General features: G+C 34.4%; 11 protein-coding genes. 8 read left to right on the top strand and 3 right to left on the bottom strand.

Annotation, left to right across the window (positions count from 1 at the left end; translation table 11 throughout):
• Positions 1-23: 23 nt before the first annotated feature.
• The 3 genes from AC07N0_RS05565 (at position 24) to typA (ending at position 4,626) form a co-directional block, all read left to right on the top strand.
• On the top strand, positions 24-521 hold the full coding sequence (locus AC07N0_RS05565; RefSeq protein WP_494588430.1) for a hypothetical protein: 498 nt from the start codon (positions 24-26) through the stop codon (positions 519-521).
• A gap of 126 nt (positions 522-647) precedes the next feature.
• Positions 648-2,486, top strand: a complete 1,839-nt coding sequence (locus AC07N0_RS05570; RefSeq protein WP_494588431.1) for a sensor histidine kinase — start codon at positions 648-650, stop codon at positions 2,484-2,486.
• Positions 2,487-2,817: 331 nt separating this feature from the next.
• Positions 2,818-4,626 carry a translational GTPase TypA gene (gene typA / locus AC07N0_RS05575; RefSeq protein ID WP_492801383.1) on the top strand — a complete coding sequence of 603 codons (1,809 nt, stop codon included), beginning with the start codon at positions 2,818-2,820 and terminating at the stop codon, positions 4,624-4,626.
• A gap of 491 nt (positions 4,627-5,117) precedes the next feature.
• Here the strand turns inward: typA and AC07N0_RS05580 are convergent, their stop codons facing one another.
• Positions 5,118-6,848 carry a hypothetical protein gene (locus AC07N0_RS05580; protein ID WP_494588432.1) on the bottom strand — a complete coding sequence of 577 codons (1,731 nt, stop codon included), beginning with the start codon at positions 6,846-6,848 and terminating at the stop codon, positions 5,118-5,120.
• A gap of 359 nt (positions 6,849-7,207) precedes the next feature.
• On the opposite strand from AC07N0_RS05580, the gene panB reads away from it, so the two are divergent.
• The gene (panB, locus tag AC07N0_RS05585; RefSeq protein WP_492801385.1) at positions 7,208-8,023 is read left to right on the top strand and encodes a 3-methyl-2-oxobutanoate hydroxymethyltransferase; all 816 of its coding nucleotides are present in this window, start codon (positions 7,208-7,210) and stop codon (positions 8,021-8,023) included.
• A gap of 51 nt (positions 8,024-8,074) precedes the next feature.
• On the top strand, positions 8,075-8,800 hold the full coding sequence (locus AC07N0_RS05590) for an RluA family pseudouridine synthase (RefSeq protein ID WP_492801386.1): 726 nt from the start codon (positions 8,075-8,077) through the stop codon (positions 8,798-8,800).
• Here the strand turns inward: AC07N0_RS05590 and AC07N0_RS05595 are convergent.
• Together AC07N0_RS05595 and AC07N0_RS05600 are read right to left on the bottom strand one after the other, a co-directional pair.
• A complete protein-coding gene (locus tag AC07N0_RS05595) occupies positions 8,766-8,951 on the bottom strand; it encodes a hypothetical protein (RefSeq protein WP_492801387.1) in 186 nt (61 codons plus the stop codon). The two genes, AC07N0_RS05590 and AC07N0_RS05595, sit on opposite strands and share 35 nt — an antisense overlap.
• 297 nt (positions 8,952-9,248) lie before the next feature.
• Positions 9,249-9,659, bottom strand: a complete 411-nt coding sequence (locus AC07N0_RS05600) for an RrF2 family transcriptional regulator (protein ID WP_492801388.1) — start codon at positions 9,657-9,659, stop codon at positions 9,249-9,251.
• Between the two features lie 590 nt (positions 9,660-10,249).
• Between AC07N0_RS05600 and AC07N0_RS05605 the strand changes: the two genes are divergently transcribed.
• The 3 genes from AC07N0_RS05605 (at position 10,250) to AC07N0_RS05615 (ending at position 13,441) form a co-directional block, all read left to right on the top strand.
• Positions 10,250-11,329, top strand: a complete 1,080-nt coding sequence (locus AC07N0_RS05605; RefSeq protein ID WP_494588433.1) for an LptF/LptG family permease — start codon at positions 10,250-10,252, stop codon at positions 11,327-11,329.
• 131 nt (positions 11,330-11,460) lie between these two features.
• The gene (locus tag AC07N0_RS05610; protein ID WP_494588434.1) at positions 11,461-12,351 is read left to right on the top strand and encodes a DMT family transporter; all 891 of its coding nucleotides are present in this window, start codon (positions 11,461-11,463) and stop codon (positions 12,349-12,351) included.
• Between the two features lie 142 nt (positions 12,352-12,493).
• Positions 12,494-13,441: a glycosyltransferase family 2 protein gene (locus AC07N0_RS05615; RefSeq protein WP_492801391.1), complete on the top strand. Its 948-nt coding sequence runs from the start codon at positions 12,494-12,496 to the stop codon at positions 13,439-13,441.
• The last annotated feature ends 10 nt before the right edge of the window (positions 13,442-13,451 follow it).

The following is a 13,451-nucleotide window of genomic DNA, read 5'->3' on the forward strand; positions in this document are numbered from 1 at the left end:
ATATCTCCAAAACCTACATTAACATGGAAAACATCTACAGGAAGTATTACTTTCTTAGTCAAAATCAATTAAAAACTATCTTTGAAAGAGGCAAACAACCTATTACTTCCGATTTGATTGGTTGGGAGTTTATAGGGGTTAATATTGGTGTATTAACAAAGGTGTTGGGTATTAGAAAATTCTTTAAAGTATTTACAACACATATTGATGGAGACGCAGTAATTGGCTATAATTTAAAAGCGCAGCAAAACGGGCTTGATGAACCCCACCTTAAATCTTTAATGACAAACAATACCGATGGGTATTATCATGTTTCGGAAGATGGGTCATCAAAAACACTATTGATTAATTATGGGCATCACCAAGCGAATGCGAAATTTTCGCCAGTAAGATTACTCCGTGATTATCTAGTGGAAGTAGAGCCTGATATCTATTTAGGAAAAGCATATTTGAAGTTTTTTTCCTTTTTTGTACCGTTAACATATTTTGTATTGAGAAAATACCAAAAGAGACTAGATTAGGCACAGGTTTTTTGTAAGTTAATAACGTCAATAAACGGCATATTTATAAAATGCTTAGGTTTATTGAAAAACATTCATTGCTTTCTTTTACTACACATATTAGTGAAAGCGAGCACAACTATTATTATGAAAGAGGTAAAAGGTTTTTGTCTAATCTTCTTATTTACACAGCTGTTTTTCTTTGAAGCATTTTCTCAACGTCAGGTCGTTATTGATAATCCTAACGAGTCCCGAATCATTGGTAGAGAAATTGAAATCTTTGAAGATAAAACAGCATCCTTAACTTTTGATGACGTAAGTAAACGACGTGATATTGACGCGTATTTTACTAGGAGCTTACAAACAAATCCTAATTTTGGCATTACTTCTTCTGTCATTTGGGCAAGAGTAACGTTGCAAAATAAAACAACACAAAGACTATTTTTAGAGATTGCCGAGGCTACTATTGATAGCATTATTTTCTATAAAATAGACTCACACAATAAAGTAACCTTAAAAAAATCGGGTACTTATGTGCCTGTTACAGAAAGAGATTTAAAAACCAATTTCTATTTGTTTGATTTAAACATCCCTGCTGGCGAAACCTGTACGTATTATATACGTTTCCAGACATCCCTGCCTTTATTGTTCCCCATGCGGGTTGCTCCGCTTAAAGTCTATTTTGAAGATAACCACCCTAAAGACTTAATGCAGGGCATTTACTTGGGCATTATGATAGTAATGGCAATCTTCAATTTCTTTATTTTCTGTACAGTTCGTACTAAGGTGTACCTCTATTATGTCATCTACGTTTCCTCATTTGCATGCTTTTTCGCCTATAACAAAGGGATTTCGCATGAATTTATATGGCCAAATGCTGTTTGGTTCAATCGCTTTACACCCATTTTTATTTCAATGGGCATAATTTTCAGTCTATTATTTGCAAATAGCTTTCTGAATGTCCAACGTTATTTACCTATTTCCAACAAAATTTCTCGTGTTTTAATCATACTCATTTTGCTCTTTCTGGTGGGTCATTGGATGGGGCTAGGTACTACTAGCATTATATTATTAAATTCAATCGCTTTTGTAGCAGTGATTTATGTGTTGGTAATTGCCACTTACGTATGGATGAAGGGCTCAGAAGAAGCACTCTTCTTTTTAAGTGCATGGTCTATCATGCTGATAAGTGCTTTGATATTTATCATGCAACTTTCAAACATTTTGCCTAGCGATAATTTTACAAGGAATGCACTACAGGTAGGGTCGGCGCTAGAAGTCGTGCTTCTATCATTTGCTTTGGCTTATAGAATCAATAAAGACAGGAAGGAAAAAGAACAATTTCAGGCGGAGGTAATTACACAATTGAAAGCCAATGACCAAATGAGAAATAGAATAGCACGTGATTTGCATGATGACATTGGTTCTACCTTAAGTAGTATTGGGATATTGAGTCAAGTTGTTGAAAACCAAATTGATAGAAATCCTACTTCGGTGAAAGATTTGATTCATAGAATTAGTGAGAGCTCACAGAAAGTACAGCGTTCGCTAAGTGATATTGTCTGGACAACAAAACAAACAGAGGAAAGTCTGGATAGTGTAATCGTAAAGATGAAGGAGTTCACAGCCGAAATGCTAGAGCCCAAAAACATTGATTATAGTTTTAATGTAGCAGACTTAAGTAAGATTCAGTTTTCGCCCTTAAAGCAATATAATATCTACCTTGTTTTTAAGGAAGCTGTTAATAATAGTGTCAAGTATGCACAAGCTACTTACCTTGAAATTGCTATTTATTTTACAGAAGAATATTTTACTGTGATTGTGAAAGACAATGGAATTGGCTTTGAAGAAGTCAACATCAAACAGGGAAATGGGTTAAATAATATGAAAGAAAGAGCCGCTGCTATGAACGGGAGTCTTCAAATCTTGACGCAACCATCTAAAGGAACATTAATAGAACTGAAAGTACCACTGAATATTAAATAGGACTTAACGAAAGCTCTGGTTTTGGTAAATTGTATTATTGCTATTTTTTCTTTTATAATTTATATTAAATCCTTCAAATTAATATTTCTAAATCTACTTCTAGCCATTGATTTACAATCATTTAACTCTTTTATGCCAAATCTGGGGCTTCAATTTATTTCTTTGTTATTTTTTCAAGCTAATAGCATTTTTCTAAGATAATATCCTTACCTTTGCACCCTTAAATGTAAATTTGGAAATCAGATAGTTTGAAGAGTATAATTCTTACAATTTCATTTTCAAATTAATTCATCGCACGGGCGAGCCCGTTTCAAATTTTCAAATTGAAATCATGCAAAGTATTCGTAACATTGCCATCATTGCTCACGTTGACCACGGTAAAACTACCCTCGTTGATAAAATCATCCATGCTTCAAAGTTATTTCGTGATAACCAAGAGTTCGGAGATTTAATTCTTGACAACAACGATTTGGAGCGTGAACGTGGTATCACTATCGTTTCTAAAAACGTATCTGTTCGCTACAAAGGCGTAAAAATTAATATTATTGATACCCCTGGTCACTCTGACTTTGGAGGTGAAGTAGAAAGAGTATTGAAATTGGCTGATGGTGTTTGCCTTTTGGTGGATGCTTTTGAAGGTCCAATGCCTCAAACTCGTTTTGTATTAGGTAAAGCAATCGACTTAGGTTTAAAACCTATCGTAATCATCAATAAAGTAGATAAAGAAAACTGTCGCCCTGACGAAGTACACGAGCAAGTATTTGACTTGATGTTCAACTTGGGTGCTACAGAAGACCAATTAGATTTCCCTACTTTGTATGGTTCATCTAAACAAGGTTGGATGAGTACTGACTGGAAACGTAAAACTGAAGATATTACTGAATTATTAGATGTAATCATCGATACGATTCCTCCAGCACCAGAAAACGAAGGTATCCCACAAATGCAGATTACATCTTTAGATTATTCTTCATTCGTTGGTCGTATCGCTATTGGTCGTGTTCACCGTGGAACTTTCAAAGAAGGTATGCAAGTAGCTTTGATGAAGGCAGATGGTTCTGTAAAAAGAATGAAAATCAAAGAACTTCAAGTATTTGAAGGACTTGGAAGAGTAAAAGTGGCAGAAGTAAGTGCTGGTGAGATTTGTGCAATGATGGGTATCGAAGATTTTGAAATCGGTGATACTGTTACTGACTATGAAACTCCTGAAGCATTACCAAGAATCTCGATTGATGAGCCAACAATGAACATGTTGTTCACCATCAATAACTCTCCATTCTTTGGTAAAGAAGGTAAATTTGTAACATCTCGTCACTTACGTGATCGTCTATACAAAGAAACTGAGAAAAACTTAGCCTTGAAAGTTGTTGCAACTGACTCTGAAGATAAATTCTTAGTATTTGGTCGTGGTATTCTTCACTTGTCTGTATTAATCGAAACGATGCGTCGTGAAGGTTATGAATTACAAGTAGGTCAACCACAAGTAATTTTCAAAGAAGGTGAAAATGGCGAGCGTTTAGAACCAATTGAAACATTAGTAGTTGACGTTCCAGACGAATCTGCAGGTAAAGTAATCGAATTGGCTACGCAAGGTAAAGGTGAGTTGTTGATTATGGAACCTAAAGGTGACCTACAACACTTAGAATTCAACATTCCTTCACGTGGTTTGATTGGTATGCGTTCTAAAGTATTGACAGCTACTTTCGGTGAAGCTATCATGGCACACCGTTTCAAAGCTTATGAGCCTTACAAAGGAACAATTGCTGGACGTATCAACGGTTCATTGATTTCTATGAATTCAGGTGTTGTTACTCCTTATGCTGTAGATAAATTACAAGATAGAGGTGTTTTCTTTATCGACCCTACTGAAGAAGTTTATGCAGGTATGGTAGTTGGAGAGCACAACCGTCAGAATGATATTGAAGTAAACCTTCAGAATGCGAAACAATTAACTAACATGCGTGCTTCTGGTACAGACACAAATGTTAAAATTGCTCCGAAAATCCAGTTCTCTTTGGAAGAGTCTATGGAATATATCCAAAAAGATGAATACTTAGAAGTAACGCCAAAGTCTATTCGTATGCGTAAAATTTACTTGGATCCAAGTATGCGTAAACGTATGGAACAAAAAGCAGACTAGTAGAAAAAACGAAACCCCTCTGATTCATGTCGGAGGGGTTGTTTATGTTACCACTAATTGCTTTATTATTTGTACTTATATAGACAAGCTACTTTTTTTAAAGGTTGCTTGATAAGTAAAAAAAAAATAAACTTTTTTTGAAGTACTCATACATCTCTACATTTATTGATATTCATTGCTGATTATAGTCTTCCTGACAACTATCCTCTTTTTCTTTCCTGATTTCTTTATGGGCTATGTAAATCTATCATGATTTATTGATAACTAACTGTATATTAAAATGATATGAAGTAAACAGAACCACTCATGTTAATTTCTAATGGAGAGATTATACCTTTAATAAAGAGTAAAAAAAATATTATCAAGCAGAGAATAGAGAAATAATTAACAGGAGAAAAATAAAAAAATAAGTTTAACCTTATACAAACGAAAAAAGCATTCCGAATTGAATTCAGAATGCTTTTTTCGTTTTATCTAATATTTAATCCTAATTATTTTTTCTTCGGTTTGTCAGGAAGAATACGGATATCATCAGGATTTTTAGGGTCAATATAGAATCTATATTTTGCTACTGGACCAACAGGCTTACAATCACCAGGATTCAAGCGTTGAACTTCGTATTCATAGATTGATGGATTCTTCGGTAATGGAAGATCATCAGGCCATTTTACTTTAGGATTCTCTGTTACGTTTTCGTAGTTAACATAGTTGCTTGCAGGCTTGGTAGATTTTTTACGAGGTACCAATTTCTTAGGAACAACAGCTACAGCAGGTTTAGTTACTTTACGACGTACTTTTGGTTTGATAGAGCTTGGTGCTGTAGTTCCTCCAAATACTTTAAACATATACTGGTCAGTAGTAGGTTTAGTTGGCGTAATTGAAGCTACAGGTTTTGCTTTATAACCAAAGCTAGCAGCATCTGCTTCTGAGAAGTGTTTGTTCTGAACTACTGACTGTACAGAGTAGTAGTAGAAGTCACCTTCATCACCGTTAGCTAATGCAACATTATCAGGCAATGTTAAGCTAGTATTTTTAGTTGTCTGCTGATAGATTGGAGTATCTGAACCATCAGCTTTGTAAAGTTTGAACAAATATTCTTCCTGATCTGGATTAGGAGCATTGCTTTTCCATTTGAATACAGGTTTTTCAGCAGATTTATAATCATACATCTTTCCGTTTTCTCCTAATATTGTTGGAGCATACACCACGATTGGTGCTGGCGGAGGAGGTAATAGCGTATAAACAGTTTTACCGTTGTCTTCACCAAATGTATGTGATAATGCAAGTCCGAAAGTATAACCTCCGTGTGTGCTTAAATCTTCTTTGGTTAAAGTTTTAGTAGATCCTTGAGAAACGTCTTGACCTACTGTTGTAAATGGAGTTTCTGTAACGAAACCTTGTGCGTTAAGGCCTAATGCCCATGTTTTACCTACTTTGTAAGTTACATCTAAGGCAATAAGTCCGCCAAGTTTATTTTTTGAAGCAGAAGAGTTCATTCTAAAAATCAATGACTGTGCACCAAAATTTCCGTCTTGTAAATAAGCACCAAAACGAGGAGCAGAAGTATTGAATAAACCACCACGAGCATCAAGATTCACATTTAATTTTTTACCAATCGGAATGTCCAATGATGGTCCAATCAATAAATAAAAATCTTCCATGCTCGATATCTTATCATATTTCAAATCATTTCTTGTAATACCAGCAGGGATTTTTCCAGACAATACTAAAGCATCATAATTTTTATAGATACGTCCATCTGGACCATTATAATCATCACCAACCTGAAAGAACTGATAACCTCCAGTGATACCAAGACCAATTATACCCCATTGACGTGTCACTGAAAGCGAGTTAGAACCACCCGGTTTCAAGAACATCGTTATATCTTTGCCATTTACTGTGTTTCCAACAGGGATCGAGACCCCTACTCTATCAGTAAGCTTCCAGTAACGTTTGCCTTGAGTAGCTTTTAAGACATTGCTGTTTTTGTAAAAAGCAGAATCTAAATAATACCCGTCTGCAACCGTTTTTACAATTTGACCATTTGAATAGGTCGTCGTTGTAATTCCATTGTCTGTGATTGTACTTACAATCGTTGGTTTTTTACTAGAGTCTTGAGCAAATGACGGATTGCTTAGCGCTAAACACGTCAATAAACCCAGGCCAATCTGAGCAGACTTGTTTTGCAATAGACTTCTTGTTGAAAAAATCTGTTTCATAACTTGATTTGATTTAGTATAAATGATAGGGACTGAAATAGATTTATTAGATAAAATGAATATAAGAATGAATATAAGATTTATCAAGTAAAAGTACCCCTTTTTTAGTAAATATTTAGTGATATTCTCTGAAAAAAGCACTTATTTTGAAAAAAAGCATATCGAAATATATTTTAACTATTTTAGATACTAATAAATCTTAAATTTGTACATTATTTAATTTTACTTGGACTATATATAAATATCTGTACTTAATTTAAATTGAAAATCGATTTATTTTTCATGTAAAAGAATCATTCAGCTTAAAAGTATGTATTTATGTATATCTTATTTGTAACGAAAAAAAAGCTTAAAAAATCATGCCAGTGAATAACGAAATCAAACGAATTACTACACATATTTTGCAAGAAATGAAAAATAGGGGTGAAAAAATCTCTTGCCTTACTGCTTACGACTACTCTATGGCTCGTATTGTAGATGCAGCAGGCGTAGATTTAATCCTTGTTGGTGACTCGGCATCAAACGTGATGGCTGGACATGAAACTACTTTGCCTATTACACTCGACCAAATGATTTATCATGCTACTTCGGTAGTGAAGGCTGTAAAAAGAGCATTGGTTGTCGTGGATATCCCTTTTGGTTCATATCAGGGAAATTCTTCTGAAGCACTTCGTTCGGCTATCAGGATTATGAAAGAATCTGGTGGGCATGCCGTGAAAATGGAAGGTGGTTCAGAAATTAAAGAGTCGATTATCAGGGTATTGAGTGCAGGTATTCCTGTGATGGGACATTTAGGCTTGACGCCACAATCAATTTATAAGTTTGGGACGTATAATGTAAGAGCAAAAGAAGACCAAGAAGCCAACAAATTGATTGAAGATGCACAAATGTTGGACGAAATTGGTGCTTTTGGTGTTGTACTTGAGAAAATACCTTCAAGTCTTACTAAAAAAGTATCTCAGAGTATCACCATACCAACAGTTGGAATAGGAGCAGGCCCTGATGCAGATGGGCAAATTTTAGTAATTCATGATATGCTTGGCATCAATAAAGAATTTAAACCAAGATTCTTAAGGAGATACGCTGATTTGGATGGCATTATGAATGAAGCAATCACACAATATATTCAGGACGTAAAATCAGTTGATTTTCCGAATGAAAAAGAGAGTTATTAATCAAAAATCGAGTTTAAATAGTAATTGAACTCGTAAAATCAAAAATAGAAAATGAAAGATTTTCACGTAGTATATGAAGACAATCATATTATTATTGTCAACAAGAGGGCTGGAATTTTAGTGCAAGGAGATTCAACAGGGGATAGAACATTGACGGACGCCGTTAAGGAATATATCAAAAAAGAATATAATAAACCAGGAGATGTATTTTTACATCCTGTTCATCGCCTAGATAGGCCTGTTAGTGGGTTGGTAATTTTTGCCAGAACGTCTAAAGGGCTAGAGCGCATGATGGAGCTGTTTAGAAAAAGGGATATCCAAAAAACCTATTGGGCAATTGTTAGGCGTAAACCTAAAGAAGCAAAAGGCAAGCTAATTCATTGGATTGTTAAGGACGAAGCGAAAAATGTGGTGACGGCTCATGAGACTGAAGTAAAAGGCTCGCAAAAAGCGGAACTTAATTACAAAGTATTAGGCGAAATCAATAAACATTTTTTGATTGAGGTAGAACCCATTACTGGCCGCCCTCATCAAATCAGAGTTCAGTTAGCCTCAATGGGTTGCCCTATTCGTGGAGACTTAAAATATGGGTTTGATCGCCCCAATGCAGATGCAAGCATTAACTTACATGCCAGAAGGGTGTATTTTGTTCATCCGATTAAGAAAGAACCTATTATTTGTAAAGCGGCTGTTCCAACGAATGCTTTCTGGGAAGAGTTTCTTGAACTTGATCCAGACGATTTTAAGCAAAAGAATCTGGATTTTCTTCATGAATAATAGGATGTGCCACATCTCTTGATATCTGCTCTACAAGGTCGCTAATAGAGTGTTTGACACCATGAAGAATGCCCGAAACAATGCTCAAAGGAAGTATTAATGGTAAAAATACTAGCCATTGTAGAATCATGAATTGATTAAACTTTTTCATTTTATTAGATAGTGGTTATTGTGAACAATTATGTTGTAAAAATAATAATAATTCTCAATATAGCAATATTTAATAGGTTGAAAATATTACAATTATTTAATGCTTATTATGCAAATAATTATGAAAATGCTTTCTAATCTTAAAAAGAAGCGTTTTTTGGAGCTAAAAAATTGAAAAAAGGTTTTTAAGGAATGGGAAAAAAATAAACTTTTTTCCTTGAAAGAATACCAATTTTAATATTTTTTAAAAGCTGATATAAGCCAAAAAAATAGCCCAAGCTGATGCTTGGGCTATTTTTTATTTTACTAAATCCATTAATGTATTGTCCTCTAAAACGGCAAGATTGGCGTCTCTCCATTTTTCCATAACGTTTCTTAATGAACAGCTTTCTTCGTCTCCACAATCATCACATTTGCCATAGAAATGTAATGATACACAGAGTGTTGGCGAAATAGGACCGTCAATGATACGAATGATTTTAGCGAAAGAAACTTGGTCAGGTGGTATTCTTAAATAATAACCGCCACCTTTACCTTTTTGGCTTTGTAAAAGCCCATGATTGCGTAATTCAAGAAGAATTGCTTCTAAAAACTTTTTGGGAATATTTTCTGATTCAGCAATATTTGAAATAAGTAATGGCCCTTTTTCATATTCACGAGCTAGAACCTTTAGGGCTTTCAAAGCATATTTAGCTTTTTTAGAAATCATAATGATGAAGTTTTAATTTAGTTGCTTCGCCAATAAAATAGTTTTGATGAATTATCTACTGCTTGCGCTTTGAATAAAATAGTAATATATCTACTAAGTTCAGGAATTCCATTCGATTGATAGACAAAAGTACATAAATTATCATAATTTATTATATCATTGATAATTCAACAAGGTCAAATAATTTTAATACACTCTCAAAAAATATAAATATTATCCCAGAATAATGATAATGTTTTATAGTTTTTGCTGAACGATAAACTACTCAGATATGTGTAAAAAGATGTGGCTATTCTTTTAAGAAACATTCGTTCTACAAAAACATCTTAAATTTGTAGATGTTGCATAAAAGTGGGTATTTTTTTGCACACATTTATAGTATATGAGCCACTATATGACAGACAATAATTTGAACAATATTGTTTAGATACCCACAGTTGCCTATTTTGTTATAACGAAGAATATTAACTTTTAACATTTTTTAATCTTATAGAATGGCTCTTCAAAGCACAGACATTTATTTATTCGTAGCTTTGTAGCATATTACTATTTCAATAGCGATAATTTAGGCTATTGTTACCTGAAAAAAAATGAAGATTCTTGATTTATACATCATTAAAAAATTTCTTAAAACTTACTTTTTTGCAGTTTTAATCATCGTATCTATTATCATGGTGATTGACTATACCGAGAAAATTGACAACTTCATCGATAATAAAGCGTCTGTTCATGCTGTTCTGGTTGACTATTACTTGAACTTTATTCCCTATTGGGCCAATTATATTAGCCCATTAATGGTGTTTATTGCTACTGTTTTTTTTACAGCAAACTTGGCAGCACGTACAGAAATCATTGCCATTCTAAGTACAGGTGTCAGCTTCACTCGTTTTATCAGACCTTATTTTATCGCCTCGTCTATTGTGGGGATTCTTACCTTCTTTATGGTAGGGTGGATAATTCCCAATGCCAATAAAACACGTATTGCTTTTGAACGAAAATACGTAGTAGGTTCCTACTATTATAGTGATAGAGATGTGCACATCAAAATAGGCCCACAGGATTATGCTTACATGGAAAGCTATGATACGGGTTCACAAACGGGCTATCGCTTTTCTTTGGATAAAATAGATGGGCATGAATTAAAAATGAAATTATTAGCAGACCATATTACATGGGATTCTACTCGCAAAAAATGGTCTATTTTCGATTATAGAGTGAGAACATTTCTGCCTAATGGCAAACAAAAACTAACTTACGGCGCTAAGATAGATACAACGCTTAATTTACTTCCCAAAGATTTTGAAAGCAAGTACCAGATTCATGAAACGCTAACAAACTCAGAATTAGAAGCTACTATTAATCAGATTAGAACACGTGGAGCAGATGGTATTGAAATTTTCTTAATTGAGAAATATTTACGATTTGCCAATCCGTTTGCCGTCATCATTCTGAGTGTAATCGGTGTAATCGTATCAGCTCGGAAAGCAAGAGGTGGAGTAGGCTTTCAGATTGCCCTAGGCTTTATGTTGGCGTTCTTATATATTTTATTCTTTATGATGAGCAAGGGAATAGCCCAATCAGGGGGAATGCCTCCGCTACTAGCCGTTTGGTTGCCTAATATCGTATTTACGACGATTGGGTTTATTTTATATTATACTGTGCCTAGGTAGTGAGGAGTTTTGAATTTAGAGTTCGGTGTATCTTGTTCTCAATTATTCAGGCACTCTTTCTAACGGATAAATCAACATAATAGTCAACGAATTTCAGCATTACTAATTGCTAACACAGACCAAAGCACTTCATGAAAACAAACAGTATAAAAGATTATTTCCAACTTCATTTTGTCGTGCTCATTGCAGGGTTTACTGCTATTCTAGGAGCCTTAATTTCTGCCCATTCTTTAAGTGTTGTTTTCTTTAGAACCTTTATGGCATCCGCAGGATTATTCCTGTATTTATACCTTAAGAATGTGCCTATTAAAATTTCTACAAAAGCTACTTGTCAATTATTAGCCACAGGTGGAATTATTGCTTTGCATTGGTTTACATTCTTTTATGCAGCCAAAATTTCAACAATAGCGATATGCCTTGCAGGTTTTTCTACAGGGTCATTATGGACAAGCTTGCTTGAGCCTTTGTGGGACAAAAGGAAAATTAGGGTCATAGAAGTAGGACTAGGCTTAATGGTAATAGTAGGTTTATATTTAATTTTCTTGTTTGAAGTAGACCATATCATGGGCTTATTAGTCGGAATATTCTCCGCATTTTTAAGTGCATTGTTTTCAGTCATTAATGCTCAGTTTGCTAAACAACATAGCCCACAAATCATTACTTTTTATGAGATGCTCGGTGCGGCATTCATTACTTTTATACCTGTTTTGTATTTGTTTATTCAAGCAGATAATGATTTTATCCTTATTCCGCAGGGTTTAGACTGGCTGTGGCTATCTATCTTAGCTTTTGTGTGTACAGTTTATGCTTTTGCTGAAGGAGTGGAGCTAATTCGTAAATTTTCGGCCTTTACCTTTAATCTTACATTAAACCTTGAACCTGTTTATGGGATTATTTTGGCTTATATATTCTTTGGAGAAAAAGAACGAATGACCGTAGGGTTCTATGCGGGAACATTTATCATTCTAATCTCAGTGTTGCTGTATCCACTCCTTAAAAAAACTAAATTTTCAAACAGTTAAAGCTTCGTCTGATAGCAAAACATATAGGATTCAGACTGGCAGAAAGTTTAATCTGAATTTTTTAGGCTATATTTGAGGCTGATTATATTTTCTATTATAGAAACCAATTCATAAAGTCTTTACCTGAAAACAGTTTAATTCGTTGAATATCCCCCAAATTTCAATTATCGCCCCTCTCTATAATGAAAGTGAAACTTTCCCCTTTTTGATAGAAAGGTTAAATGCATTAATGGATTCGACTCAAGTAAGCATTGAAATTGTGTTAGTAGATGATGGAAGCCGTGATAATACAGCAGAACTGATGCAAGCATTGGCATTAGCCGATGGAAGATATCATTGTTTATTTTTAGCACGAAACCACGGACACCAATTAGCCCTTACCGCAGGTTTAGCCATTTCCAAAGGTTCTGAGGCTGTGATGGTCATTGATGGCGACCTCCAAGATCCTCCTGAATTACTCCACGAATTTTATCCTTATTTAAAACAAGGCTATGATGTTGTTTATGCTGTTCGTAAACAGCGTAAAGAGGGCTTTGTTAAACGTAGTGCTTATTATCTATTTTATCGCTTATTGAAGAGTATCGCTTATGTAGATATTCCCTTGGATAGTGGAGACTTCGCTTTGATGAGCCGTAGAGTAGTGAATATCTTAAATAAAATGCCTGAGGAAAGTCGTTATTTAAGAGGCATGCGTACATGGGTAGGTTTTAAACAGATAGGAGTAGAGTACGCTAGAGAAGAACGCCAAGCTGGGGAGTCAAAATATTCTTTCAAACAGCTTTTTAAATTAGCCTATAGTGGCATTTTTAATTTTAGTGAATTCCCCATCAAATTTGTTACAAGATTGGGTTTGTTTTCAATTATTGTTTCGTTGATTTATTTTATAAGTGTATTGATAAAAAAATATTATCTTCAAGAAGTAATAGAGGGTTTTCCTGCGTTGCTTTTTATGATTATTCTTTTTAGTGGCGTTCAATTATTAGCGTTGGGCGTACTAGGAGAATACATTTTAAGGGTCTTTTTCCAGTCTAAAAACCGACCTCTTTTCATTATACGAGGTGAAATTCAAAACAAAGAGTTTGTAGAATAAAATACTCAAT

It is taken from the genome of Arcicella sp. GW821-FHT09D11 (genome assembly GCF_059416265.1).